Origin of the sequence: Tabrizicola sp. (genome assembly GCF_041913445.1) — a bacterium.
Taxonomy (GTDB): Bacteria; Pseudomonadota; Alphaproteobacteria; order Rhodobacterales; family Rhodobacteraceae; genus Tabrizicola.
In genome coordinates, this window is sequence record NZ_JAYSFG010000008.1 from 158220 (window position 1) to 184975 (window position 26756).

Annotated in this window: 20 protein-coding genes; 6 read left to right on the top strand and 14 right to left on the bottom strand. The window is 65.1% G+C overall.

Annotation, left to right across the window (positions count from 1 at the left end):
• Positions 1-3: 3 nt before the first annotated feature.
• The 14 genes from tagF to ACE3Q6_RS11710 form a co-directional block, all read right to left on the bottom strand.
• Positions 4-528 (bottom strand): type VI secretion system-associated protein TagF, encoded by a 525-nt coding sequence (tagF, locus tag ACE3Q6_RS11645; RefSeq protein WP_374432407.1) that lies wholly within the window; start codon positions 526-528, stop codon positions 4-6.
• Positions 510-4040 (bottom strand): type VI secretion system membrane subunit TssM, encoded by a 3531-nt coding sequence (tssM, locus tag ACE3Q6_RS11650; RefSeq protein ID WP_374432408.1) that lies wholly within the window; start codon positions 4038-4040, stop codon positions 510-512. The genes tagF and tssM overlap by 19 nt, the downstream gene beginning before the upstream one ends.
• Positions 4041-5519, bottom strand: coding sequence for a type IVB secretion system protein IcmH/DotU (icmH, locus tag ACE3Q6_RS11655; protein WP_374432409.1), 1479 nt, complete (start codon positions 5517-5519; stop codon positions 4041-4043).
• On the bottom strand, positions 5516-6847 hold the full coding sequence (gene tssK, locus ACE3Q6_RS11660) for a type VI secretion system baseplate subunit TssK (protein WP_374432410.1): 1332 nt from the start codon (positions 6845-6847) through the stop codon (positions 5516-5518). Before tssK ends, icmH begins: the two co-directional genes overlap by 4 nt.
• A gap of 31 nt (positions 6848-6878) precedes the next feature.
• A complete protein-coding gene (tssJ, locus tag ACE3Q6_RS11665) occupies positions 6879-7334 on the bottom strand; it encodes a type VI secretion system lipoprotein TssJ (RefSeq protein WP_374432411.1) in 456 nt (151 codons plus the stop codon).
• Entirely contained in the window at positions 7327-8814 is a 1488-nt protein-coding gene (gene tagH / locus ACE3Q6_RS11670; protein ID WP_374432412.1) for a type VI secretion system-associated FHA domain protein TagH, read from the bottom strand. Before tagH ends, tssJ begins: the two co-directional genes overlap by 8 nt.
• Positions 8811-9839: a type VI secretion system baseplate subunit TssG gene (gene tssG, locus ACE3Q6_RS11675; RefSeq protein WP_374432413.1), complete on the bottom strand. Its 1029-nt coding sequence runs from the start codon at positions 9837-9839 to the stop codon at positions 8811-8813. Before tssG ends, tagH begins: the two co-directional genes overlap by 4 nt.
• Positions 9803-11668 carry a type VI secretion system baseplate subunit TssF gene (tssF, locus tag ACE3Q6_RS11680; protein WP_374432414.1) on the bottom strand — a complete coding sequence of 622 codons (1866 nt, stop codon included), beginning with the start codon at positions 11666-11668 and terminating at the stop codon, positions 9803-9805. The genes tssG and tssF overlap by 37 nt, the downstream gene beginning before the upstream one ends.
• Positions 11668-12384 carry a type VI secretion system baseplate subunit TssE gene (tssE, locus tag ACE3Q6_RS11685; protein WP_374432415.1) on the bottom strand — a complete coding sequence of 239 codons (717 nt, stop codon included), beginning with the start codon at positions 12382-12384 and terminating at the stop codon, positions 11668-11670. Before tssE ends, tssF begins: the two co-directional genes overlap by 1 nt.
• Before the next feature lie 31 nt (positions 12385-12415).
• Positions 12416-12895, bottom strand: a complete 480-nt coding sequence (locus ACE3Q6_RS11690) for an Hcp family type VI secretion system effector (protein ID WP_374432416.1) — start codon at positions 12893-12895, stop codon at positions 12416-12418.
• Between the two features lie 37 nt (positions 12896-12932).
• Entirely contained in the window at positions 12933-14438 is a 1506-nt protein-coding gene (gene tssC, locus ACE3Q6_RS11695; RefSeq protein ID WP_374432417.1) for a type VI secretion system contractile sheath large subunit, read from the bottom strand.
• Between the two features lie 3 nt (positions 14439-14441).
• A complete protein-coding gene (gene tssB, locus ACE3Q6_RS11700; RefSeq protein ID WP_374432418.1) occupies positions 14442-14966 on the bottom strand; it encodes a type VI secretion system contractile sheath small subunit in 525 nt (174 codons plus the stop codon).
• Between the two features lie 30 nt (positions 14967-14996).
• Entirely contained in the window at positions 14997-16136 is a 1140-nt protein-coding gene (locus ACE3Q6_RS11705) for an ImpA family type VI secretion system protein (protein WP_374432419.1), read from the bottom strand.
• A gap of 72 nt (positions 16137-16208) precedes the next feature.
• Positions 16209-18311 carry a serine/threonine-protein kinase gene (locus ACE3Q6_RS11710; protein ID WP_374432420.1) on the bottom strand — a complete coding sequence of 701 codons (2103 nt, stop codon included), beginning with the start codon at positions 18309-18311 and terminating at the stop codon, positions 16209-16211.
• Between the two features lie 160 nt (positions 18312-18471).
• Between ACE3Q6_RS11710 and tssH the strand changes: the two genes are divergently transcribed.
• The 6 genes from tssH to ACE3Q6_RS11740 all read left to right on the top strand — a co-directional run.
• Positions 18472-21180, top strand: coding sequence for a type VI secretion system ATPase TssH (tssH, locus tag ACE3Q6_RS11715; protein WP_374432421.1), 2709 nt, complete (start codon positions 18472-18474; stop codon positions 21178-21180).
• A gap of 25 nt (positions 21181-21205) precedes the next feature.
• The gene (locus ACE3Q6_RS11720) at positions 21206-22819 is read left to right on the top strand and encodes a caspase family protein (protein ID WP_374432422.1); all 1614 of its coding nucleotides are present in this window, start codon (positions 21206-21208) and stop codon (positions 22817-22819) included.
• Between the two features lie 3 nt (positions 22820-22822).
• Positions 22823-23431, top strand: a complete 609-nt coding sequence (locus ACE3Q6_RS11725) for a hypothetical protein (RefSeq protein ID WP_374432423.1) — start codon at positions 22823-22825, stop codon at positions 23429-23431.
• 261 nt (positions 23432-23692) lie between these two features.
• Positions 23693-24790, top strand: a complete 1098-nt coding sequence (locus ACE3Q6_RS11730) for a DUF2169 domain-containing protein (RefSeq protein ID WP_374432424.1) — start codon at positions 23693-23695, stop codon at positions 24788-24790.
• The gene (locus tag ACE3Q6_RS11735; protein ID WP_374432425.1) at positions 24787-25833 is read left to right on the top strand and encodes a 3-oxoacyl-ACP synthase; all 1047 of its coding nucleotides are present in this window, start codon (positions 24787-24789) and stop codon (positions 25831-25833) included. The genes ACE3Q6_RS11730 and ACE3Q6_RS11735 overlap by 4 nt, the downstream gene beginning before the upstream one ends.
• Positions 25833-26756: DUF4150 domain-containing protein (locus ACE3Q6_RS11740; RefSeq protein ID WP_374432426.1), on the top strand; the 924-nt coding region annotated here is incomplete at its 3' end. The genes ACE3Q6_RS11735 and ACE3Q6_RS11740, both read left to right, overlap by 1 nt.

Sequence of the window (26756 nt, forward strand, 5' to 3'; positions counted from 1 at the left end):
GGCTCAGTCGACGCCGAGGAGCTGCCGAAGTTTCGTTTCGGGCGCCGCGGGGTCGATCGGGATAGGAGACTGGCCCGGTGTCCAAAGTTGCATCGGTCCGCTGGCTGGGCCGTGGGGCGCAGGGGAGGGCAGTTTGTCGAGGGCGTACCAGAGCGCGTCCGGGTCCAGGGTTTCTGGCCCCAGGGCGAGGGCCTCATCGCACCAGGTGTCGACCTGATCGGGCGTCAGGTTTTCATCGGACAGAAGGAGAAGCGAGAGCGGGAAGTGCCGTCCGGCCTTGTCGCGGCTGGGCAGGATCACCCCGACGGCAAGGCGACCGCCGGATGGCAGGCGGAAGCGGAGACCGCCGGGAGGGAACTCATGGCCATGGCGCTGGAGATGGGCGATGTGGCGGGTCAGCCAGAAGTCCCAATGCTTGCGGAAGGCGTCGGGCAGCCCGCGCCACACGAAGTCGCCCGTCGCGGGGAGCTTGCCGAACAGCGCGGCGACGGGCCGCCGTTCGTCGTCGCTCAGAAGCTCGTCGGGCATTTGAAGTTGCCGAACATCTTCAGGTCGAAGGGGTTGTCGACCGAGGCGGCGCGCAACTCGAAGGCGGCGGAGAAGCCAGACAGGCCGAGACTGAGACTGAAGACCTCGGGCAGGGCGGTGCCGGACAGCCTGCCCTTGCGGATCAGCCGCAGCCAGGCCCAGGCGCCGGTTTCCGAGGTGAGGACTTCTCCGGTTCCGTCGGCGGGCTGGAACGAGAGGGAGATCAGGTTGGTGCCATCGGGTCCGGGCCAGGTCATTGGCATCGGGCGGGTCGCGGCGTTGAGGTAGGTCAGGACCTGGCCGTCGACGTTCAGCGTGACTGATGCGGCGTTGGGGGTCAGGTCCTTGGCTTCCAGCGTAAAGGCCATCACGGGGCCACTGCCGCCGGGGAAGAGCCCGTCGCGGATCGACCGGGCGCGTTCGAAGGGGGAGAGAAGCGCGCCGTCGAGGCCGAAGTCGGCGCGCCAGGCCCAGGGTTTCACGGTGGTGTCGATATACGGGAGCAGGTTGTCGGTGACGAACTTGTCGATCCGCGCGCCGGGGGCGAAAAGCTCGCGGAAATCGGCGACGTTGACGTCGATTGCAGAGGCCTCGTCGAACGGATAGCGGCCTTCGGTTGCCTTGACGCAGAAATCGTAGACGTCGGCGCGCCAGCGGTCGTTGAGTTGCGCGATCACTGCGTCGCGGGTCACGGCGATGGTGTCACCGGCGATGCCTGCAACCCAGTCATCCAGCGGGTCGGGCAGCGTCTTCGCGGCATTGGCGACCGCTCCCGTCAGCTCGCCCAGGCCGCCCCGGGCGAGGAGCGTGGCCTCTGGGTCGGGGGAGTTCATCGCGCTGGCCAGTTCCTTGGCAAGGCCGTCGAGTTGCAGGCCGACGTCGTCGAGAAGCGGCGGCAGGCCGTCCACCTCTTCGATGGCGGCCTTGAGCGGCGCGAAATGCAGCGCGATGTCGGTGCCGGGGGGCGGGCCTTCGATCCCGCCGGTCGATGTTGCAAGCTTGCTGCCCGCCTTCAGAAGCTTGCCGACCTTGCCGAGCTTTGCGGTGGCCTTCTTGACCACGCCATCGGCGGCGGCGTTTTCCTCTTCAGGGATGACGCGCGTCAGGTCGACCTCGTCCACCACGGCACGGACCAGGCGGCGCAGCGTGCTGTCAGGGCTGGCGAGGTCCTTCATGTTGGCCGTGGCCGTGGGCAGGTCGGTGATCGGGGCAAGACGGATATCGCGCAGGAAGCCGTTCCACTGGGCGATGAAATCGTCCTGATAGAGCTTGAGGATATCGGTTTCCAGGCTGGCGACCGAGGCGTCGGAGCTTTCGGCGCAGCCCCCGGCGAAGACCTGCTGGTCCAGCGCGGCTGTGGCGGCGACCTCGGGGATCAGCGGCAGGACGGTGTTGTGGAAGCCGTCATAGGTGAAGGCGCCGGGCAGGCCGACTCGGAGCGTCTTTTCCGAGATCCGGGTCAGGACACGGGTGGCGTTGGGGCCGGCCTTTTCCGCCGGGATCCATTCGGGCAGCGCGGTGACTGTGGGGTCGGAGATGAGCGCGGAATAGGCCCGGGCGGCCAAGGGGATAGTGCAGATCGACTGCAGCGCCTGCTGGACGAGGTCCTGGTCGGGGGCGATCTTCTGTTCCTCTGACCCCATGCGGTCGATGGCGGCAAGCTGGTGCTCCAGCGCGGCCTCGGTCGGGAAGGGGTCGGTGGGGGCGTTCTGTGGCAGCTGGTCCTGCCACCACTGCGCCGCGAATTCGCGGTCATAGGGGGCGAGGCCGGTCATCATGTAATAGACCTTGAGCGCGCCGAGGAGGTATTCCGGGTCGCGGATCTGGCGCCACATGGTGGCTTCCAGCATGGCGACCATCCGGGGTTCCATGATGTTGCGGAGCGAGCGGTCGTAGGCGATGCGCTGTGCCTCGGCCAGTTCGGAGCGCGCGGTGGGGCCGATGTAGGTGAGCGGCGAGGTCGGCACTTCGGTCGCGGCGGCCCTCACCTCGGTGACGCCTTCCAGGGCGAGTTCGAGGTCCAGCGGGTCGGTCGGGGCCTGGCGGGCGGCTACGTTGGCCAGGCGGCCGGAGAGGTCGGCCAAGAGGCGCTCCTGGTCGTCGATGCCGCCGGAGTAGCGCAGGAAACTGAAGAGGAAGACGAGGCCCGCGATCAGGGTGACCAGCGAGGCCCCGGCGATGGAGCCGCGCCAGATCCATTTGCGGCGTTCCTCGGCAGCGGCGTCGAAGGTGCCGAGACCCGCCTCGGGGAAGATGAGGTCGGTCAGCATGTTGCGCAGGAAGTAGGACCGCTTTTCACCGAAGGCGCGGCGGGGGGCGGGGTCGGCGTTGATGCCGAAGGATCCCGCGAGTTCCCCGACGAGGCGGTCGATGGGCGAGCCTTCCTGGGTGGCGGAGGTCAGGTAGAAGCCGCGCAGCCAGGGGCTTTCCTCATACCGGCTTTCGCCGAAAACCGTGTCGATGAGGAGCTTCAGGGGCGCTTCGAGCCGTTCGACTTGCGAGGGGAAGCGGAAGATCTCGGCCCGCTGGTCGAGGGGGACATCCTCGGCCATGCGGGTGGTGAGGCGGGTTTCGAGGTTGGCGAGAAGCGCCTTGATCTCGCGTTCGATGGTGGTGCGGTCGATGCGGGCGTCGGTGGGCAGCGTCGCGCCCCAGACCTGTTCGCGGTCCTTGGTGGGCAGGTTGCCGAAAAAGGCCTCGAAGCCCGGGACGAGGTCGACCTTGGTCAGCATCAGGTAGACGGGCAGCTGGATCTGCAGACGTTCGCGCAGTTCGGCAAGGCGCTTGCGGATTTCGCGCCCGTGTTCGCGGACGGCGGCCTCACCGGCGAGGAGTTCCTTGAGCGAGAGGGTCAGGATCACGCCGTTCAGGGCGCGTTTGCCCCGGTGCTTCTTCAGCATGTCCAGGAAGCCGAGCCACTCGGCCGCGTCGATCTCGGGGTCGCTTTGCTGCTGGACGTAGCGGCCGGCAGTGTCGACGAGGACGGCGTCTTCGGTGAAGAACCAGTCGCAGTTGCGGGTGCCGCCGACACCTTTCAGGTCATCGGAGAGGTCGATGGGGAAGTGAAGGCCGGACTGGCGCAGCGCGGTGGTCTTACCGCTGCCGGGGGGGCCGATGATCACATACCACGGCATGTCGCGGAGGAATTTCTTGCCGCCGAGTTTGGACCGCTTCATCTCGGTCAGGACGGAGGCAAACTTGGTGTTGATCTCGGCGACGTTGGCTTCGCCTGGGAGTGAGACCCTGGGTTTTTCGGGGGTCGCGAGTTCGGTGACGAAAAGCTGGTTCTTCTTCGCGGCGCGGAGTTGCGCGAGGAGGAGGGAGAAGAGCCAGAGGACCAGGATGACGGCGATGACGATCATCCGGACGAGGTCGTCCTCCAGCGGGACCATGTCGCCGACCGAGACGAGGGGGCCGAAGAACCAGATCAGCGCACAGAGGAGGACGACGCCGATGAAGGTCCAGAGGCGGCGGGAGAACAGGAAGCGGAAGATGGCTTTGAGGACTTTCATCTAGAGCTTCTTCTCGATCTTGATCTCGATGCGCCGATTCTCGGCCCGGCCCTGCTTGGTCTTGTTGTCACCCACGGGTTCGCTGTCGGCCCGGCCTTCCGACACCAGCAGGTCCGGCGGGACCCCGGCGGCGGTCAGGAGGTCGGCGATGGTCTTGGCGCGGGCTTCGGACAGGCCCTGGTTCGAGGCGAAGGGGTTCGAGGCCTGGACCGGCACAGAGTCGGTATGGCCGATGATCGTGACCTTACCGATGACGTCGATGTTTTCGCTGATGCACTGCGCCAAGGCGGTGACGAGGGGGCCATAGACGTCATTGATGTCGGCCTTGGCCGAGCGGAAGACCTCGGGGTTCGATCCGCGCAGGGTGAGGAAGGCGAAGCTGACGTCGTCCTTGCCGGTCAGGGCGGCGGCGGTGTCGGCGGGGGCTTTGGCCAGGCAGGAGGGGACCAGCTCGATAACCACGGGCTCGATCTTGATCTCGGGCGCAGCGGGTTCGGCATTGGTGCGGACGGGGCGGAAGATCTCGGCCCGCTCGGGGGGCGGCAAAAGGTTGGCAAGCGCGTAAAGCTGGGTCGCCTTGTTCGAGAGCTGGATGCCGAGGCCCACATACAGCGCGGCGATGACGGCGACGGCGGCCAGGCCGATGGTCCACAGGGGCACGGCGAAGCGGGGCTTTTCGTCCGGCGCGATGACCCCCTGCCAGTGCGGGGAGAGGGGGGCGGCCTCGGCCTCGGGGTTGCGGATGGTGCGGGCGATGGCCGAGCGCATGGCAAGGAGGGCGGCGTCGCCGGTGCGGCCCTCGAGCCGGTACTTGCCGCGGAAGCCGAGGTTCAGGCAATGGAAGCCCAGTTCCAGCATCTCGGGGTCGCGGTTGGGGTAGCGGAGAAGCTCTTCGAGGCGGTCGAAGAACTTGGTCCCGGCGTCGACCTCTCCCGTAAGGCCCACGACGAGGGGTTGGCGCGGCCAGCTTGAATGGCCGCCCCAGGGGGTGTTGAGCGCGAGGTCATCGACCAGCGCCCCGACGAACCAGGCGGCCTGGTTGGCGCGGGTCATGGGGACGCCCATGCCGACGGCGCTGTCGCGGGCGTCGATCAGGTTGTCCTGGAGGCGCAGGCGCAGCGCGTCGGGATTGGCCGGGGGCATGGCGTGCTCAAGCTCGGGCGCGAGTTCGAGGAGCGAGGCGAAGGCGACGATGAGGGGGTTCGGGTTCGCGCGGGTCAGGCGCGGTTTCGGGGCGCGCTGGCCGGGGTCGGGCGGGGTGCCGAAGGGTTGGTTGTAGCCTTGGCCGTAGGATTGCCCGCCGTATGGCTGGCCGCCATAGGACTGCCCCCCGTAAGGTTGCTGTGGGGGCGGCGCGGGACGGTCTGCGCCAAAGGTCGGCGGCTGCGGCGTGGTGACCGGGGTGCCGGATTTCACCGGCCGGATGCGGGTGCGTCCGGCGTCGTTCGACAGGCCGAAGGGGTCGTCCTCGTTGCTCATCGGTTCACGGCGTAGCAGTCGATTTCGGGTTCACGCTCCAGCGCGCCCGAGACCCCGATGACGAAGCCGGGCGCATCGGTGAGCTGGGAGAAATGTTCGGACTTCTGGTCAAGCTCCAGGCAAAGACGCTCCCCGTCATAGGGGATCTCGCGCGGCTGGGAGTGGAGGGGCTTCAGCGGTATACCGGGCAGGCGGGATTTCCAAAGCTTCTCGAAGGCGTCCGCCGCGCCCACAGTGGCCTGCGACACGAAGATGCGGCGCAAGGATTCGTCCGACATCTCAGAGCCGATGCGCAAGACGATGCGGCTCGTCTTCAGGAGGTCGGGGTTGTCGATGCGGACCTTCCAGATGTTCTGGGCGTGGCGCGCGACCTGCAGGGCGCGGGACTTCGGTTCGACGTGGCGGAGGGAGAGCATCAGCGACCGCAGCGTGTCGGCCAATGCGGCAAAAGCGGGTTGCGGGTCGAGGTGGTCGTAGGCGGGGAGGTCGGAAAGCCTGCGCGACGAGGAGCCATAGGTCGCCATCCGGCCCGCCAACCCTGCGAGTTCCATGAAGAATTCGGACGGATGGTGCAGGTTCTGCGCCAGCATGTGGGCCACGCGGGGGCGGGCGGTGTTCGCAAGCTCGAGGAGGAGGAGGTTCTCGATCGACCGTCCCGCACCGCCGAGGACCAGCTTGCCATGCGCATCGGCGATGCGGTCAAGGCCGGTGACGACCTCTTGCGCAAGGCCCGCATACCAGGGGTTCGCCGCAAGAGTCAGGGCAGGGGCGAGGTAGCCTTCGGCCAGCGCGACCGAGCCTTCGGCGCGCAGGCCCTCAACCCGGGCGACGGGGAGGGTGACGAAACCCGCGCTGTCCTCGGTCGGTAGGATCAGGCGGGCGGACAGCTGGGCGACCTCGATCTCTTCGGGCTCGGCCCCGCCGCGGATGGCGTCGCGGACGGTCTGGATGACGCCGCGATAGCGCGATCCGGCGGGGTCGGCGTGGGCGGGGTCGATGGTGGCGGCGCCGGGGCGTTCGATGGGTATGGCCAGCGCGACGTGGCCCGCCATGTCCCCCTTGATGGCGACGGGCGCAGGGGCGGACATGGTGTCGGGGATGGCGAAAGGCGTGCCGTCGGGAAAGATGCCAGAAGCCTGTGCGATGGCGATGCGGCCGGCATCCAGCGCAGGCTTGTCCAGCGTCAGCGAGCGGAACCCCCAGGCCTGCATCGGCGCTGCCTGAAGCGCGCCGCGCACCAGGCCTTCGGTATAGCGGTCCTGCTGCTGCAGGTGCTGGGTGCGCAGGAACAGCCCTTCGGACCAGACGACCTTGTTCTTGTCACTCATTCTTCCGTCCTGTTCCTGGCACCCAGAGGGGTCACATCGGGGTCAGCTTGATCCCGCTGGCCGTCACGTCAAGCGCGAAGGTGACCGAGTCCGTCGGCGAGACCGAAGACTTGGCGCGGAACTGCTTGCCCGCGGGGTCGCGGAAGCCTGCGACGACGGCGATGATGGCTGTGGTCGCCTCGAGCGCGATCGTCTTGGTTGCCTTGCCGCCAGGGGCGAGGGTTATGGTGTCCGCCTTCACCAAATCGCCCCCCAGCGTGGCCGAGGCGGTCTGCAGGCCGAAGAAATCGGCGCCGTCGAAGGCTCCGGACCCGCGCAGCTGCAGGACCTGCAGCGTGAGTGGCCGGTCGGCACCGTCCGGGCCGGGGTTCATCCCCGCAGTCCCCTGGGCGACGATGGTCACCGCTCCCGGCCCCGCAGGGGCGCAGGCGACCAGCAGGAGCGCGCTGCCCCCGATCAGAAAGGCACGTCGTGGAACGTCAGTCATCGGTCTTCTCCCTGTTGCCTTCATATGCGTCACGGAAATCGGCGCCCACTTCGCCCAGGAACCGGTCCTCGGCCGCGCGGGCGATGTCCTTGTAGCGGTCGGTATAGGCCTTCCAGAGCTTGGCATTCCGCCCGCCCGACAGAAGGCTTTCCAGCATGCCGAGGTCCTCGAGGTCCTTCTCGACCGCCGCCGGGTCGAAGCGGTCGATCATCCGCCGCAGCGCCGACTGGATCGCGACCCAAGAGCGGACCTGGTGGTCTGCAAGGTCGCGGAAGGCGCCGTTGATCGCGGTCTCGGGGTCCAGGTAGCCGGGGCCCCTGGGCGTGACGAGGGCGGCGATGGCCTCGTTTGTGGTGGCGAGGAACTTCAAGGGGTTGACGTCAGTGTTGCTAATCACCGTCTGCGCCACGCGGGCGTTCTGCTTTTCCTTGGCGCGCGTGCGCAGCATGAGCATCAGGCCTTCGACCAGAAGGCGGAAGCGCTGGCCAAGCGCCTCCATCTCGGCCTCGGAATTGGGCGTCGTAGTGGGTTCGAGGCCGAGGCCACGGAAGAAGGCGTCGCGGAGGGCGGTGTCCGAGGCGACGGGGGCCGCAGGCGTAGGGGGCGGAGCCACGGGAGGCGGTGGCGCCTCGCCGCGCTGGCGGGTGCGGTGTTCTTCGTCGACGACGGGTGGCGCGGGGGCTGGAGCGGGTTCCAGCCGGAGCGGTTCCGGCGCGGGAGGGGGAGGCTGCTCGGGGGCCGGGGGCGGAGGCTCCGGTGCGGCGACGGGTGGTGGCATCGCCCACCAGTCGTCGCTGGCCGGGGTGGGGGCCTCCACGGGGGCAGGCGCAGGCTCGGCCGCACGGGGCTTTGGCGGTTCGTCGAAGAAGGAGCCGAAGCCGAAGTCGTCCTTCCGGGGGGCAATCGGCTCGGGGACGCTGCCGGCGGGGCGACCCGCGACCGAGCGATCAAGCGTGAACGGGTCGTCGAACAAGGGCGGCGGCGCCGAGCGTTGTGGCGCGGTGTCATGGCGGCGCAGGTCGGTCGGTCCGGTGTCGAACGGTTGCGGCAGGCCCTGCGGACGCTGCACCGGCGCGGGCGGCGTGACCGGCTGCGAGAAGAAATCGTCATGTGTCATCTGCCGCTGTGCCGGCGCGTGGGTGCGGGGCGCTGCAACCGGTGTCTGGGCCTCGATCTCGACCCGGATCACGGTGTCGCCGAGCCGAAGCCGCATCCCCTGTTCCAGCCGGGCGGCATTTCCAGGACCAAGCGGCTGGTCCTCCCCGTCGATGAAGAGCCCGCCCCGGCTGGCGTCGGTCACGATGAACTGCCCGGCCTCGCCCGTGATCACGCAATGCTTGCGCGAGACATACATGTCGGGGTCGTTGATCTGCCAGGAACATTCCGCGCCCCGGCCAATGGAGAACTCGCCCCCCGGATGGCGCATCTCGCGCCGGTCCTGGGGGTGGGGGCTGTGTTCGATGATCAGGCGCAGGGTCATGCGGCCTCCACTGCGGCGACGCGGTAGAGGCGCAGGTCGTCCGCATCCCGGTCGCGCCTGGGCGCAAGCCAGGTGGTGCGGCCAAGCTGGCTGTGGCCGAGGCGGGTGTCGGGGATCTCGCGGGCATCAAGGACGAGGCGCAGGTTGAACTCCATCTCGCGGCCCATTGCGTGGCGGATGGCGTGGCGAAGGCGCTGGATCAGCGCGGGGTCCGCGAGGAACTGGACGAAGCGGGCAAGGGGCAGGGGCCCGACGCGAAGCTCGACCAATGTCTGGCGCTGAAAGCTGCGGGCGCCCACGACGGCGGATCGGCTAAGCTGGGCGTGCTGCTGGCCGAGGCGCGATTGCAGGCGGGGCGGGATGTCGGTCCAGGTGCCGAGGAATTCGACCAGGGTGACGGGGGCCTCCAGCACATCGCCAAGGTAGGCGGTCAGCCGCTCGACGCTGTAAACCTGGCGGCCAAGGGCGGTGGCGTGGCGGGTCTTGAGGCGGGTCTGGGCGTCGGGGACCCTAGGCTTCGTGCCCGGCAGGGCCACGCCGGCCAGCGCCTCGACCAGCGCACGGACACGGCCTGCAGCTTCGTGTTCGATCTGCACCTCGGGCCGGGCATCACCCCAGGCGCGCCAGTAGAGCGCCATCATGCGGTGCTGTAGGAGGTTGCAGAAATCAAGGAACGTGGTGTCCGAGGCCGCGTCGCTGCCTTCGGTGAACCAGCGGTCCGAGAGGCGGCTGAGGACCCAGCGGGTGATGTGCAGGGGTAAGGCGCCTTCGGGGCCAAGAAGGCCCAGCACCTCGACATCCACTTTGGGCGGGCTGCCGGGGTGGAAGCCCGCGATGTCGCGGGTGCCGAATGTGAGCCGGGCGCGCTGGCCAAGGCGAGCGGGTTCCTTCGACGGGCCGCCGGAGCGGCCAAAGCGCAGCTGGTCGCGTTCGAGCCTGCGCAGAAGCTCGAAGAAGCCCATCGTTTCGGGCGCGGGCACATCCCCGGTCAGATCAGGGCGCGGTTGCCCGGCGTCATCGGCCACGACACGTCCTCCTGTCTTTGCATGAGATGGGTCCTGGTGCGCACGAAGGAATTAATCGCGGCGTGGCGGGCGAAGAGCTGGTTGAGAAGCGCCGAGAGGAGGAGGGTGGAGCCCCCGGCGAGGGTGTTTTCATCCACGTCGAGCGTGATCTCGACCCCGTGGCCAAAGCAGATCGGGCCGGGGATGCCCAGCCGTTCGACGACCTGGCGCGAGCGGACCCGGGTGATCGAGCGGGCGTGGCGGGCCATCGCGGGGTCGCCGCGCCCGGCGTAGAGGTCGAGCATGGCGCGCAGGGGTTCGGCATCCTGCCCCGGTTCGGCGAGCGAGAGGTGGTTGAGCGACAGTTGCGCCACCAGCCGCCAGGCGAGGTCGTCCATCTGGCTTTCCCCGCCCGAGACCACGTTCGGCAGGGCCGAGGCGACCGAGGCGCGGGGGCGGCGGAAGGGGGCGATCAGCTCGATCCGGCCGACGGGGTCGCCTGTTTCAAGGGAAAGCTTGGGGGAGTCGTCCAGGATCGGCAGGTCGCGGTTGGTGCAGAGCGCGCGGATGTCGAGGCGGCGGATGGCCTTGGTGACGGTCACGTCGGCGGGCCGGGCGATCGACAGGAACAGGTCGTCGCCCGCATAGCTGGTGCGGGTCTGGCCGCGGCGAAGCTCATCCTCTCCCGGGCGGCGCGGGCGGCGTTCGGTGGTGTAGACAAGGCCAGAGCCGCGGTGCTGGCCGACGGAATAGAGCGGGGCAACGGCGGCGTCGGGGCCGTTCGAGTCAGCATCCTCGACATTGGTCAGGCGGTAGATCTCGAAATCCCGCGGGCGGGTGCGGTCGGCGTGGACGACATGCGCGGCAGAGCGGCCGTCGATCTCGATCACGTTGCACTCTTTCTCGAAGAGGTTGACGAGCGGCGTGACGAAGAGGCGGAAGTCCCTGGCGGAGAGGTCGGAAAGCTCGGGCCGCGCGGTGTCGAGGTAGACCATGACCTCGCAGGGGCCAGTGGTGCAGGCGCGAAGTGCGGGGTTGAGGCCATCGAGCCGCAGAAAGTGGAAGCGGTCGGGCATCAGGAAGTATTCCCGCATCAGCCGGTAGCCTTCGAAGGAGGGGCGGACGCGGGGAAGCAGGCCCTCGCGGTCGGTGATGCCGACGAGGGAGGGGCCGGAAAGGGGCTGCGGACGGCCCTTCGGCGCGCGGGCGACGGCGGCATTGCCGTGGCCGAAAAGCGCGTCAAAGATCGCCCCGCCACGGGTGCCGCCGGTAAACCAAAGGTCCAGCCGGTCGAGGGAAAGTTCGGCCAGCGAGCCGGGGCCGACGCGGGTGAGGGTGAAGCGGATCGCGGCCTCGGCTTCCGCCCGGTCAAGCCCGGCGGCGTTCATTGCCCCCTTGTCCTGCAGGTAGTCCACCCTGTCGACGGCGATGGGCCAGAGGGTCACGTCCTGCGCGGTGGTGTAGGTGGCGCGGGTGGAGATCCCCTCGCGATAGGCGGCGACGGATCGGGTGCCGCGGGCGACGAGGTGGCCGTCGAGCATGGTCTGGACCTGGGGGCCGGGGTGCAGGACGGCCATCGTCATCGCGGGGGCGGGGCAGACGAGATCGGGGTAAAGCTCGTCCAGAAGGTTCCGGACGTAGCGGCTGCTTTCGGCATCGACCTTCAGCCGGGTGCGGGCCGCTAGGTAGGCCACGCCTTCCAGCAGGCGTTCCACGTAAGGGTCGGGGCAGGGAACGGCGTCGAGCGACAGGTTGCGCGCGACCGTGGGGTGGAGCGCGGCGAATTCGGTCGCCAGCTCGCGGATATGGGCGAGTTCGTCTTCGTAATAGGCGAGGAAATTGCGGTCCATCACGCGTCCTCGACCGCTGTGGTGGCGCGCCCGTTGTCGAGGTCTATCATGGTGGAGAGCCGCAGCCGTTCTGGGACGGGGGACAGCATCAGGACCGCGTCAAGTTCGATCTTCATGCCGGTTCGGTCGCCCTGTGCCACCTTCACCCGGATTGAATCGCGTTTCAGCCGGGGTTCGAAGACGGCGATCACCTCGCGCAGTTCCTTGGCCAGGGCGGCCAGGTCGAAGTCCGACATGGCGCGGCCCGAGAAGGAGGGGACGCCATAGTTCAGGACCGACCGCCGGGCATGGGGGAAATCGGCGATCATCTCTTGGGGGGTTTCGAAGTTCAGCACCTCGACATCGGTCAACTGGAGCCCGGATTCGAAACGTTCGACGTTGAAAAGCGCCTCGATGTCGCGGCGGACGGCCTCGCGCAGGATCTGGGCGTTGACGACGATGCCGCGTTCTTCCAAGAAGGCGCGGCGGGCCATCTGGGTGAGGAACAGGTGCAGGTCACGCTTTGTGTCTGCATCCAGATCAGCATCAGCCTCGATCGCCCGTGCGCCACCCGAAACAACCGCGTCGACCTTGTCCGCGCCAATCCGGCTGACCAGATCAGCACGCTGGCGGTCGGTCTCGGCTATGATGCCGGGCAGATCATCGACGAGGCGGTCCCACAGGCTGGGCTGGACCGCCTCAGTCCTGGATTGCGGCGTCGGCGTTGCGTCAACCATAGCACCCGACCTCGGTAAGGATGGGCCTCACTCAGACGCGGGCCATCAGATCGAATTCGGCCTCGTGGTCGCTGGATCCGGTGTGGTCCGATTCCTGCTTCTTATAGAGTGCCTTGATATCGGTGTAGGAGATCGAGATGGATTCCGATGCCGTTGTCCCGCCCGATGATCCCGAAACCTGATAGGACGAAATCAGGCAGTTCTTGAGAGTGTACTGCAGATAGTCCATGTGCTCGTCGCCCGCATCCTTGACGAAGGTGATGACGATTTCGTCCAACGCCGTTGCCTTCGCGCAGGCCATGAAGAGGTCGTGAGAGGCCGAGTCCGTCTCCTTCGCGAGAGAAACGTCAGAAAAGGACGGTACGCCGGTTTGGCGGCTGTTTCCGGTCAAAGTGGCCGGCCGGCTGACGCCCCAACTGAGCGACAGGATGACCACCTCGTCCTCGTGCCCGGCCTGCTTGGCCTCGCCCGTGATCCCGTTGGGGAACTTCGCATAAATCGAAACCGCCATGATCTAGTCCTTTACTGATTGAGTGCGGTTGAATTGGTCAGGCATTCTTCACAGACGGTAGTTCCGAGACCAGCCTGAGGCTCGCGTTGATGCCCTCCAGCTGGTAGTGTGGACGCAGGTAGAAGCGGGCGTTGTAATAGCCCGGACGGCCTTCGACGCTGTCCACCTGCACTTCGGCCGATGCCAGAGGACGCTTCGCTTTCTGCTTGTCGTCGGCCATGGCGGTATTCGCCAGGACGTAGCGGTTGATCCACTCCGACAGCCATTTCTGCATGTCGGCGCGTTCCTTGTAGGTCCCGACCTTGTCGCGCGCGATGGCCTTCAGGTAATGCGCGAAGCGACTGACCGGGAAAAGGTAGGGCAGATTGGCCGAAAGCCGTTCGTTCGCCTGGGCGTCCGGATCCACAAGCCGGCCGGCGCGGGCTTCGTCGTCTTGCAGACTGTGAGCTCCAATAAAGGCCGCGATGTCGGTGTTCTTGCGATGCAGGATGGGCATGAAACCGAGCTTGGCCAGTTCTGCCTCGCGCCGGTCGTCGATTGCAATCTCTGTCGGGCATTTCATTGCGATGGAACCGTCGTCGGTCGGGAAGCTGTGGACCGGCAGGTTGATGACCGCGCCGCCCGATTCCACACCGCGGATCTGGGTGCCCCAACCATAAAGCTTGTGGCTTCGGTTGATGTTCACACCCATCGCGAAGGCTGCGTTCATCCAGACATAGTGGTCATGCTTGCCGTCGATCTGCTCCTCGAAGGCGAAGCCCTTCACCGGGATCGTCGCCGCGCCATAGGGAAGGCGCGCCAGAACCCGCGGCATGGTCAGGCCGATGTAGCGCGCGTCTTCCGACTCCCGCAGGGACTGCCAGCTGGCATAATCTGGAGAAGAGACGATCTGCTGCAGGTCCTGAGGGTTTGGCAGTTCCTGCCAGCTTTCCATCCGGAAGAGCTTGGGCGAGGCCGCCGCGATGAAAGGCGCATGAGCCGAGGCGCAGATGCCGGACATGTTGCGTAACAAGCCCACGTCACGCGGATGATGGCTGAACTCGTAGGCGCCCAAGATGGCGCCGAAAGGTTCGCCACCGAACATTGAGTACTCGTCAGTGTAGAGCCGCTTGAAGATGGGGGACTGGTCCCACATCTGCCCCTCGAAGTCCTCAAGCGTGTCGGCCAGTTGGTCCTTCGTGATGTTCATCACCCGGATCTTCAACTTCTGGTCGGTCTCGGTGTTGTTGACCAGGTAGTGCAGCCCGCGCCAGGTGCCCTCGATCTCCCGAACTTCGGGCGCATGCATGATCTCGTTCATCTGGGTGGTGAGCAGTGCGTCGATCCCGGCGATCAGATTCTTGATCGACTTGACCGCATTGCCGGAGATCGTTGCGGTCCCCGAACGCTCGGTGGCGGCCAGTGCCAGGTTCTGCACCAGCTTCTGCAGCTTGGCGCCTTCGTCCTCCTTGACCCGGAAGTCCTTCTCCAGAAGGTCGCTGAATTCGCCCAGGTCGATGGTCTGGGCTTCGGCTGTGGTTGCCTGCTTTTCCTGTTCGGCCATCGCTCAGCCCTCCTTCTTCATGGCTTCATCGGCGACCTGCATCAGCAAAGGCTCGTTCTGCAGTAGCTGCGCGATCCGCTTTTCGGCATTCACCTTGCCGTCCATGTACCCAAGCAATTCTTCCAACTGGCGCCGCATCTTCAGAAGCTCGGCCAGCGCGGGGACCTGTTCGGCCACCTTGTCGGGGGTGAAGTCGGACATGCTCTTGAACGTCAGGTCGACGAACATCTCCTCGTCGGCCGCGCCATCCTTCGCGGGAAGGCGGTTCGGGACACGGGCCTTTACGCGCGGGGCCAGCGCTTCCATGAACTTTCCGAAGCGGCCTGCGTCGACGTCGACAAAAGTCCGATCATTGACCGGCTTCATGGCCTCTTTGGTTTCTGACTTGCCGGCAAGGTCGGCCATCACCCCCATGACGAAGGGAAGTTCGATGGTGGTCGGGCTGCCGTAGTGTTCGACGTCATAGGCGATCTGCACCCGCGGGGCGCGGTTGCGTTCGATCACCTTTGCCTTGCTTTCACTTGCCATGTCTCAGACCTCTCCTGAAAGTCTTGGGGCCTATTGCGAGGCCGATTTCTTGTCGTCCACGCCGGCGACGTTCTTGAATTCCTTCATCCCGCTGGGTGCGATCTCTTCCATCAGTTGCAGGAAGTTCATCGGCACCATCTTCCGCATCCGCCGCGCAAGATGCGGGATAGGACTCGAAGGCTCTGTGCGTTCATAGAAGTCGATGATCATGTCTAGGCAGCGCTCGACATCCCGGCGGGAGTTGACTGCACCGGGGATACCTCCTGCCGTGGGTGGCGCATGAACGCCGTTTGACATGCTCGAGGAGGAAGGCTCGGCCATGGCAATCACCTCATGTGTGGGTGCAGCCGGTGCCGCTTGACCCTGTGCGGCTGCCAATGGAGTTAGCGCCCTAGACAGGACCTTATCGAGTTCCGGCAGCTTGAAGCCGATCCCATTTTCCCCCACGCGGGCCGTAACCGCAGCTTCAAGAGCAGCTAAGGCGGTCCGGGCGGCCTCGATCCCTCGGACCAAGATCGCCACGTCATCGGGCCGCTCGATCGCCATGGCGCGGCAGGCAGCTGTGACGCGGTTCACCCGCGCCTCATGCCGTGACAGAAGCTCGGCCAGTTCCTTTTCACCAAGGCCCTGCGGAAACTCTGCCTGCGCCTGCATCCGCGTCAGCCCACCGGCGCAGAGGTCGCCAAAGGTGATTGCTCCAAGGCCGCGGGGGGTCAGGACAACGGTGAATTCCAGGTCGCAAAGAAGCCCGTTCTCACGGTTTTGCAAGTCGAGCATGGCATTTGTGCGCCGCCGCGCCGCCTCGCTGAGTGACGGGCTTTCGCGCAGCGCGGGGTGCAGGCTGTCCCAGTATGTCTCAACCGTTCGGGTCAAAAGGCCAAGACCTTGCGCCAGCCCGTCGAACCCCTCGGCATTCGCCAGGGCCCGGACAACGAGAGCCAGCAGGCGAAGGTCGCGTCCCGTCCGCGCCAGTTCTTCCGCCTGCGAGAGTATTCCGGACCAATCGACATTCGCTCCGCCCGTCCCGCCGTTCCGGACATTCTCCAGCCGGAAGCTGCGCGCGGCAGGCTCTAAGAGCCGCTCGACGGCATGGAAACGCGGGTCGTTTCGCAGTTCCGATCCCGAGGCACTGCCGTCCGCCACCGGAACCAGGAACGGTTCAAGGTCCATCTCGGTCCAAAGCCTTCTGCAATACATGCAAACAAAATCTACGGGACAACTCTTGCACCACCTGACCTAAAGTCAAGGTCTTGCATCGATGACCCGCGAGGCGATTGACACGATGTTTTCCGGATCCTTGGCGATGACATCCGCCAGTTCATCTGCCAGGCCGCCGACCGACAGTGTTTCAGGCAGCCGAGTGCCGAAAAGGGGGCGTTTCGAGAGGACCGCGATGATCTCCGACTTGCCGAAATTGCTCGCGTCGACCTGGATGGAAAAGACGGCGTTTCCGGTTTGAAGGTCCGCCAAGCTCCCCAGCACGCGCACGCGCCGGACCCCGTCGACGACGCTGCCGATGTCCTGAATGTCATGCTCGGCCTGCTTCTCGTTCGGCAACAGGCTAAACACTTGGTTGGTGTTGTCGACGACCAGCACCCAAAGCGAGAGCCCGGTCAGTTCGGGCGGAACGAGCACCTCGACCACCGGGTTGTCGCCGGCGCGGAAGATGCCAGATAGGTTCACCTCGCCCGTGGCGCCATCCCCAAACCAGATCACCGCATCCCCGGCGCCCACCGGTGGCAGGACCTTTCGCACCGTGCAGAGGTCCTTGTTCAAGATCGTCAGATTCAGTCGCAGGGATCGGTCGCCCAGAGTGGGCTCCACTGCGGCCTTCACCGCATCGCGGGTCTCGATCGACTCTACGGCGCCAGTCACCACCACGGTCTCACCCAGTCCGTAGATCTGCAGAGGCCCCTTGTCGGGCGTCAGCGGTCCGCAGAGTGCGAAGGGTTGAAGCGAATCCAGCACGGCTTGGCCTTGGAGCTTGGCCGGGCCAGTTCGCGGGGCGAAGCCGATCTTCATTCCCGTTCGCGCTGCCCAATCCTGAATCGCTGCCCGCTTCTCCTCAGTCTGTTTACGGTTTGCCGTCACCGCTTCGATGTCGACCGCATTGTCCGTCACGGTGAGCCTCCATTCGGGAATGCCTGGCAAAAGCTCGAAAAGCTCCGTCACATTTCCCACCCAACGCTCGTCCGGCACACCTTGGGCCAGTGGAAGAGCATCGGCAGGGGGAGAACTCCCCGTCGCCGCCGTGAAGGCCAGCGTCAGGCGTCGGGCGGCGTCCGCGTCGGGTGCATTGCCGGAGAACTGCGGGCCGCCCGGACCGAAACTTGCGGTCAAACGGTAGGGTGACGCGACGGGAATTGGGTGCAGCCAAGGGTCCAATAGACCAGCGTACCAAGCCCCGCCACCGCCCAACCCCAGAAGCAGTACGAGAAGCAGCACCATCATGCCGCCACGCCCCTTCCGCTCCTCTCCCGTCTCGGGGGGCAAACGACGCCCCCGGGTCGAGGGAGGCTTCAGTGCCTGGTTCAGGTGGTCCACCACCGCCTCGGCACTCGGCGCGCGATCGGCCAACGCGGGGGCGGTGAGCCAGTCGATGAGGCTTTTCAGAGGCTCTGGCACCCCTTCGGTGTCCAGTCGCGTTTGCTTCCTCCGTATGATCTCACCGGGCGTCGATCCACCAAATGGCACTTGCCCGCGGAACGCCGCAAGAAGTGTCGCCCCAAGCGCATAAAGGTCGGATCGCTTCTCGGCTCGGCCCTCGAGTTGTTCGGGCGCCGCATATTCGTATTTCCCGGCGAACTCGTTGCCGACGATGGTCTTTGCACCCGCGGACGTGTCCTTAGCGATGCCGAAGTCGATGATTGTCGCCTTTTCGGCCGCGCCGTCGCGCAGCACGACGTTATCGGGCGACAGGTCTCGGTGCACGATCCCCCTTGCATGTGCCGCCACCAGCCCCTCTGCCACCCGATGCGCAATGATCATCAGCTCACGCGCATCCATCCGGCGGCGCATCATGATCTCGTTCATCGATGGCCCGTCGATGAAGTCCATCACCAGAAAGACGTGCCCTTGGTCCGACCGCGAGCATTCCGTGTACCGCACCACCGCGTCGTTCAGCACGTCGCGCATCTGCTCTTCGCGGCGCATCAGCTGGATGTAGTCGTCGTTCCCGGAAAACTGCGCATTCAGCGCTTTGATCGCGACGATGCGGCCAGAGATCTGGTTGCGCGCCCGGTAGACCTCGCCCGTGCCGCCACGGCCCAGAACCCCCTCGATTTCGTAGGTGTGGTTCAAGACCTGGCCCTGTCGGAAGATGTCTCCGGGCAAGGGGCCGATCATTCCGCGACCTCTGTCTGCAGCCCGGGTCCGGTATTCAAGACCGGCACCGCCAAAACATTCGCCATGCGAAAATTTCCGGACTAGAGTGACCTTGCGGAAAGCCTGCGTCTTTCCGCCGGGATGAGCAAGCATATTCAGAAGCGGTTGAGGGGGAAGGATTATGGCCCCACGTGGCGGCACCGAAACGATCAAGCGGAAGGAGCTGGTCGGGAAGCTGAACTCCGTTTGTCTGAAGGCATTCTCCGCCGCAGCCCAGTCCGCCAAGACGCGCGGCAATCCTTATGTCGAACTGGTCCATTTCATTGAGGCATTGTCCCAGTCTGCCCGGTCGGACTTCGAGATCCTTTGCGCCTCGGCCGGAGTCGATACCTCTCGCTTGGCAGCCGACGTCACGCGGGCCGTGGACTCGCTCCCGCATGGAGCGGGGTCGGTAGAGGAGTTTTCCGACCACATCTTCCGCGCAATCCAGGAAGGCTGGACTTTCGGCAGCCTGGAGTTCGGTGACGACACGGTTCGGTCGGCCTACATCCTTCTTGGCGCGCTGAAGGTTCCGGTCCTGGAGGGCCTGCTGTTCAAGATTAGCCTGGAGTTCGACAAGATCGACCCGGCCTCCATGTCGGGACAGTTAGGTGACCTCTTGGCGGAGTCCATCGAAGGCTCGAAACCCGAGGGCGAAGCACCCAAACCCAAACAGGCGCCGGGTGGCAAATCGGCGCTGGACCAGTATGCGACCAACCTGACCGAGCGCGCCCGGGCCGGGAAGATCGACCCGGTGATCGGCCGTGACCCGGAGATCCGCCAGATCATCGACATCCTGATGCGCCGCCGCCAGAACAACCCGATCCTCACGGGCGAGGCGGGTGTCGGCAAGACCGCCGTCGTGGAAGGCTTCGCCCTGCGCCTCGCGCGGGGTGACGTGCCGCCGCAGCTGAAAGCGGTGGAGCTCCACATGCTGGACGTGGGCCTGATGCAGGCGGGCGCGTCGGTGAAGGGAGAGTTCGAGAAGCGCCTGAAGCAGGTGATCGACGAGGTGCAATCCTCGGAAAAGCCGATCATCCTCTTCATCGACGAGGCGCATACGCTGATTGGGGCGGGGGGCGCGGCGGGCACCGGCGATGCGGCGAACCTCTTGAAACCGGCCCTGGCTCGCGGCGAGTTGCGGACCGTCGCCGCCACGACCTGGGCCGAGTACAAGGAGCACATCGAGAAGGACCCCGCCCTGACTCGACGCTTTCAGGTGGTCAAGGTCGAGGAGCCATCCGAGGAAGCGGCAATCCGCATGCTGCGCGGCGTGGCAGGCGTCTTGGAGAAGCACCACAAGGTTGAAATCCTCGACGAGGCGATCGAGGCCGCCGTCACCCTGTCCCACCGCTACATCCCCTCACGCCAGCTGCCCGACAAGGCGATCAGCCTGCTCGACACCGCCTGCGCCCGCGTCGCCGTCTCGCAGCACGCCACGCCGGCCGAGGTCGAGGACATCGAACGCCGGTTGTCCTCGCTTGAGGTAGAGCAGGGGATCATCGGCCGCGAGGAAGCGATCGGCATCGACGTGGGTGACCGCAAGACCGAGGTCGAGGCGGCGCTTGCCAAGGCCACGACCGAGCTTGAGGCCGCCAGGGTCCGCTGGGACGCTGAGAAGGCCCTGGTCGAGGAAGTCCTCTCCCTCCGCGCCACCCTCCGTGGGGCCGGTCAGCCGGTGGACGAAACTGGAGTCACCGGGGAAACGCCGCCCGAAGCGACCGAGGAAACGGCGAAACCCGAGGCGCTGACACCGGAGGCGCGGGCCGAGAAGCTGGCGACCCTCCGCACGAAGATGGCCGCCCTCGCCGAAGCGCAGGGCGAACGTCCCCTGATCCTTCCTGCCGTCGACCGCCTGGCCGTGGGCGCGATCGTCCAGGACTGGACCGGCATCCCGATGGGCCGGATGCTCGCCAGCCAGACCGAACGCGCCCTGCAGCTGGCGGTGACGCTGTCGGAACGCGTCGTGGGGCAGGACCACGCGATGGGGATGATCTCGAACCGCATCCAGACCAGCTACGCAGGCCTCGGTGCGCCGGAGAAACCCATCGGCGTCTTCATGCTCTGCGGCCCGTCGGGCGTCGGCAAGACGGAAACCGCGCTAGCCTTGGCCGAAACCCTCTATGGCGGCGAACAGAACCTCATCTCGATCAACATGAGCGAGTTCCAGGAGGCGCACACCGTCAGCACCTTGAAGGGCGCACCTCCCGGTTATGTCGGCTACGGCAAGGGCGGCATCCTGACCGAGGCCGTCCGGCGGCGGCCCTATTCGGTGATCCTGCTGGACGAGGTGGAAAAGGCCCACCCCGACGTGCACGAGATCTTCTTCCAGGTCTTCGACAAAGGGATGATGGACGACAGCGAAGGCCGAAGGATCGACTTCAAGAACACGCTGATCCTTCTCACCTCGAACGTCGGGTCCGAGGAGATCATGGCGATGACCCAGGACGGCAAGACCGGTGCCGACCTGGAGGAGCTGACCGCCAGCCTCCGCGCGCCGCTTCTGAAGGTCTTCCCGGCGGCGCTTCTGGGTCGGGTGGTAACGATCCCCTACTATCCGCTCTCGGACACGATGATCGAGGCCATCGCAGGCCACAAGCTACGTGGGATAGCCCGGCGGCTGGAGGCGGGACATGGGGCCGAGCTGGTGATCGGCGAGGGGGTCATGGACACGATTAAGGCCCGCTGCACCGAGATCGAGTCGGGCGGCCGGATGATCGACGCAATCCTCACAAACACCCTTCTGCCGGAACTGTCGAGGCAAGTCCTCAACCGCAAGCTGGAGGGGGCTGACCTGACCCGCGTCACGGTGACCGGTTCGGACGCCGGTTTTGCCTATGCCTTCGAATAGTAGAGCAATGCAGGACGGACCGTTGATGAGACTGCAGGCTGTTTACCGGGCGAAGATCACCGCAACGAGCCCCGATGGGAGTGTCAGGGTCCTGATCCCTGCCCTTGTGCGAGGCGAGCTTTTTGCCCAATCTGCAATGCTTTTTCCCTTGTTATTTCTTCCACTATTGCTGGCTTTGCTTGCTTTCCCGGCTGCGTCCGAGACGCGGGCCAAGGATCGTGTCGCGCTGGTTCTAGGGATGGCTAGTTACCAAAACATCCAAGCGCTGCGGAACACGGTCAACGATGCTCAAGCGTTGGCCCGGACGCTGGAGGGCATCGGATTCCAGGTGGACCTATTGATGGATGGCACCCGCGATGAGACGCTCACTGCGCTGAACAGCTTTGCCTTCAAGGCAGAAACGGCCGACATAGCTTTAATCTACTACGCCGGTCATGGAGTTTCGGTCCAGGGGACGACCTTCCTGATCCCGGTCGACGCGCAAGTGCAGCAGGCAAAGGACATCGTCTCGGCTTCAGTCACGATGGACCAGATGCTTGCTGCGGTCGACGGCGCGCGAAAGATGTCTATCGTGATACTGGACAGTTGTAGGGACAATCCCTTTCCCGATGTCATCGACTTGCGGGACCCGGAGGTGGCAAAGGGTCTGACCACCGGCAAGGGGGGCCTTGCCGTTCCCTCGCCCGACCGTGGCACGTTGGTCGCCTTTGCTGCGAGAGATGGGGCGGTGGCGCTGGACGGCTCAGGTGAGAATAGCCCGTTCAACATCGCTTTGCGCGAGAACATCATCAAGCCCGAGCTCGAGATCAGCATCCTCTTCCGTAAAGTGCGGGACGATGTTCTGGCCGCAACCGAAAACCAGCAGGAACCAACGACCTATGGAGCCCTGCCCAGTGAGCCGTTCTACCTCGCAAGCGACGCCGCCGTCCCGGCGGATCCTGGGCTCGAGGATTTGGCGTCCGCTTGGCAGCAGATCGCCGCTACCGAGCGGGAAATGCTTGAGAAATCAGCTGCAGCCGGGGACACGCGGTCGCTCGTGGGTCTGGCTCTGGCAAAGCTAGATCGGCAGAGCACGGACTACGCCCCCAAAGAAGCTTTGCAACTCCTGGAGAAGGCGGTGGCTACGGGAGACCCGGATGCCAAATACCGGTTGGCCAAGGTGCTTGAAGGTGGCTTGGGCGCTGACCCGGATCCAGTTCGCGCCCGCGCGCTGTATGAAGAGGCCGCCATGGCTAAAATTCCGGCGGCGCTGAACGACATGGGCTACTTCTACTTCACCGGCGAACTGGGTCTCGAAAAGGACAGATCCAAGGCGCTTGCGATGTTCCAAGAGGCCGCGGCGGCGGGTCACACCGAAGCAATGTTTAACGTTGCGTCTTTTGCTGCAAACGGCCTTGTCCCAGAAATGGATTCCACCGACGCAGCCGACCTTCTGTACCGTTCTCTTCGCGGCGGCAGTGAATTGGCGCTAGATGGACTTCTTAATAACGCGGAGAAGTTCCCGCGCGAGACCTGGACCGGGTTGCAGCGGATTCTGTCTGAAAAGGGTTTCTACGACGGTACGATAGATGGATCTTTTGGCCCGGGAACGCGCCGCGCCGTGCTTGCGGCATATGGCATTTTTGAAACGGAGGATTGACTGATGAAGTCGTTATGGTTTGCGGTTCTTTTTGGACTTATGCTCGGGTCACTATTCGGGACCAGCGCCGCGCACGCTCAGTCGTGTGGCGGAGTCGAGGAGCCGGAATGCCCACCGCCCGACGACGACGACGAGCCGGCCGGCGAAGCCACCAACTCGGGCGTTACCAGGGAACTCGTTAAGATCATCTCCGGCGCTAACGAGACCTGCGATGACGACCGGATCGAGTTGCGTTACCGCATCGACTGTCTTCGTATCTATTACCTGAAGGTGGCTGACCGCCTTCCTGAGCGGGGCGATTACTTGCCGGTCAAGCAGGCGATGATTGATGCAGCCGAAAGGCTAGATGCGATCGTAGCCAAGTACGAGGATACGAGCGCCCCGGTCATTCGTCCGCGCGAGGGACACAAATCAGCCGCCAAACGCCTGCCTGGGATGCGAGCCGTGAAAGAGAACTTTGCGGAAGCAGCAGCGGTCGAGGCCGCGATGGTGGTTGAAGAGACCGAGCTGATTATCATCCGCTCCGGAGGCGACCCCGCCCGGCGGACCCAGCACTATACTGAGGTCGCCGCAGCGGTCGAGGACAACCTGGTAATCTTGCGCTCATCCTAAGGAGGCGCGGCAGCAGGACGGGGTTCTACGGCTGCGAACTGGTCGCAAGTGCTGTGGAGTTCAGCGTGTCCTTTCTGAGATTTCGAGGTTCGTTGAATGTCGGGGCAAGTTGAAAGTGCTATGCCGACCAGAATTGTCGGCCGCGGAGCAAAGCATGGAGATGGTCCAAGATAGCAGCGATGTCGACATTGTTCGCCAATCCGCGGACGTGAGAGTTCGGGGCTTCACCAACATTCTCGAGTTGGGTTGGGCTTTTCGGCGATGATGATCCGGTCTTCTACCCGCTATCCGTGCCAGTTCACCATGGGAATGGATGCGGAAGGGCGTGAGTTCCTGTCGCTGGTGGTCAAGGCCACCTTCGACTTTCCAGCCTCGGGCGAGGTTGCAAAGCGGGCAAAGATGCAACGCCCGCTGATCATGGCGGATGAATACACCGGCGTGCCCGGGTTCAGCGCCCCCTTGTGGGAAACCGACTTTGCCTTTCGGAAGAAGGCCTGCGACGTCGTGGCGCAAGGGGCGGCATACACACCTGGCGGCAACCCGGCGGAACGGGTCCTCGTCGGCTTGCGCGTGGGGGATTGGATCAAGAAGTTCGCTGTGGTTGGCCCTCGGCAGTGGCGCACACTCGGACCGACAATTGCGGCAACCCGGCCCTATCCATTTTCGCGCCTTGCCTTTGGGTATGACACCGCTTTCGGTGGGCCAGACCGCAGCCGGACCGATGAAAGGTCCCCTCCTGTCTACAGGGACAATCCGTATGGACTGGGCTTTGCGACGGTCCGTGCCGGTTCACGCGTGGACGGACTTGACCTGCCTCTGACCGAGGCGATCGACGACCCCGTCACTTCACCCTTTGGAGAGTATCGGCCGATGGCGCTCGGCCCTATCCCGCGCGTGTTTCCGACCCGTCTTCGCTATGCCGGTACCTATGACGACCATTGGAAGGACAAGATCTTTCCTTTCCTTCCGCCCGACTTTGATGAGCGTTACTATCAATGCGCTCCGCTGGATCAGCAGATCGCCCCCCCAGCCCCCGGGACGCCGGTTGTCATTATCGGCCTCACGCCGCAGGGTCGCGAAGAATTTCGCCTGCCCGACACCGAACTGCCCGTAACCATTTTTCGCGGCCGCACCATTGCCCTGCAACTGACCCTCCGCCCGGATACCCTGGCCTTCGATTGCGAGGCTCGGCAGTTCACCCTCACCTGGCGCTGCGACACGCGTATCCATCGCCACATCACCGAGTTTTCCGAGGCCTGGGTTGGTCCCCCGTCGCGCGGGTTGGTCCGCGCACGTCAGACGGGCAAGACCTACCTCACTCTCGACCCCGCCGTCCGCATGCCCGAGGATGCCGCGTGACCGCTGTGCTCCATGTTCAGGCCGCCGGTATGGTCACCTGCGTCGGACTCGACGCGGCCTCCTCCTGCGCGGCGATGCGTGGGCGGCTCGACGGGTTTGCCGAGACGCGCTTCTTGGGCCCGGACGGGGAGTGGCTGATCGGTGGGGCGGTGCCCTTGCCGCGGAACTGGATTGGCGTCAAGCGGATGGCGCATCTTGCCGCCGGAGCCCTCGCCGACCTCCGCCGCCAGATGCTTGCCGGGTCGCGCGATGTCCTGAGCAACGTGCCAATTCTCCTCTGCCTCGCCGAGGAAGACCGCCCTGGCCGTCCTGTCCCTGACCCTGCCGTCCTGACCGGCCTTTTGTCCGAGATCCTGCAGATCTCCCTTCCTCGCCTGCAGATCATCGCGCATGGTCGCCCCTCAGGCTTCTTGGCGCTGGACCGCGCCCGGCGCCTCGTGGCCGCGGGAGAGGACCGGGTCATCATCCTTGGACTCGACAGCTATCTGACCGCGCAATCCGTCGCCCATTACCTGGGCCAGAACCGCCTCCTCGTCCCGGGCAATGCCAACGGCTTCATCCCCGGTGAGGCCGCAGCCGCCGTCCTCTGCACCGCGTCGCCCGGCCCCTTGCGGCTGACCGGCCTCGGCCTCGCACGAGAGGTTGCCCATATCTACAACGCCTCTGACAAGGACGGCCTCGACCTCCCCCTGCGCGGCGACGGCATGACGCGGGCTTATCAGATCGCGATGACCGAGGCGCAGGTTGACCTGGCCCATGTCGAATACCGCATCTCCGACCTGATCGGTGAGCAGTACTTCTTCAAGCAGGCCACCCTTGCCAGCCTGCGCCTTGAACGCGGCCGCACCCCGTTTCAGGACCTCTGGAGCCCGGCCGAGAACCTCGGGAACATCGGCGCCGCCGTGGTGCCGGTCATGCTGGCCCAGTTGATGACCGCCGAGACCCGCGGCTACGCCCCCGGCAGCCCGGCGCTGATGGAAGGCTCTGGCGACGACGGCGCCTGCGGAGCGGCCGTCTTCCACGCCGTCCGGAGAGCCGCGTGATGGGTGGCAACGTCTTCGCCAACGGGCTGGAGATTTCAGGCAAGGCCGTCGACGCCAAGACCATTGCCGCAATGCCCGACGTCTGCTTCACCCCGCCCGAAAACCCCGCGACCCCGCCCGGAGTACCGATCCCCTATCCTAGTTTCGGCATGGCCTCCGACACCGAAAGCGGCACGGCCACGGTGCTGATTTCGGGCAAGACGGTGAACATCAAGAACAAGTCGGACGAATCCAAGACCTCCGGCACCGAAGCGGGATGTGCGGCGAAGAAGGGCGTCATCACATCGAAGAACACCGGCAAGAAGTATTTCAACAGCTGGTCGACGGATGTGAAATTTGAAGGCGAGCCGGTGATCCGGTTCAGTGACCTTGCGACGCACAATCATGCTTCGCCAATTGGCAACACCGGTCCGTGGCCAGAAATCTGCAAGGCCAACCCGGCGATCATGGACTGCGCTGCCACACTTGCAAAGCACGGTATGCCGGTACATCCTCATGGCAAAAGCGATTGCACCACCCCTGCGGAAAAGGCTGCGGGCAAGAAGCCCATGAAGGAATCCGAGCATTTCTTCGAGAATCAGATGTTGCAGAAGGCGCGCGGCGGCCCGAACTATAAGAACTTCCCTGGTTACGACGTCGATCAGGCCCCTTGCATCTGCATGACCTCGCGCCACGACGATGGCGCCGGCTTCGGAAAACGGGGTGCCGGGTCGAAGAAGGAAACTCCGCACAACCTCAAAACAACCGACATGCGCGAATTCCTTGCAGAGAATACCAACCCTCAGCCCACCGTTGGCGAGGCCTGCGATGAAACCATGACTGCCGTGGGCAAACATCATGAGGGACTACAGGGCAAGAGTGACCAAGAGAAAAAAGAAGTGCTGAATTGCCTGACCCTGATCATTCTGTCGTATCTGGCGGCC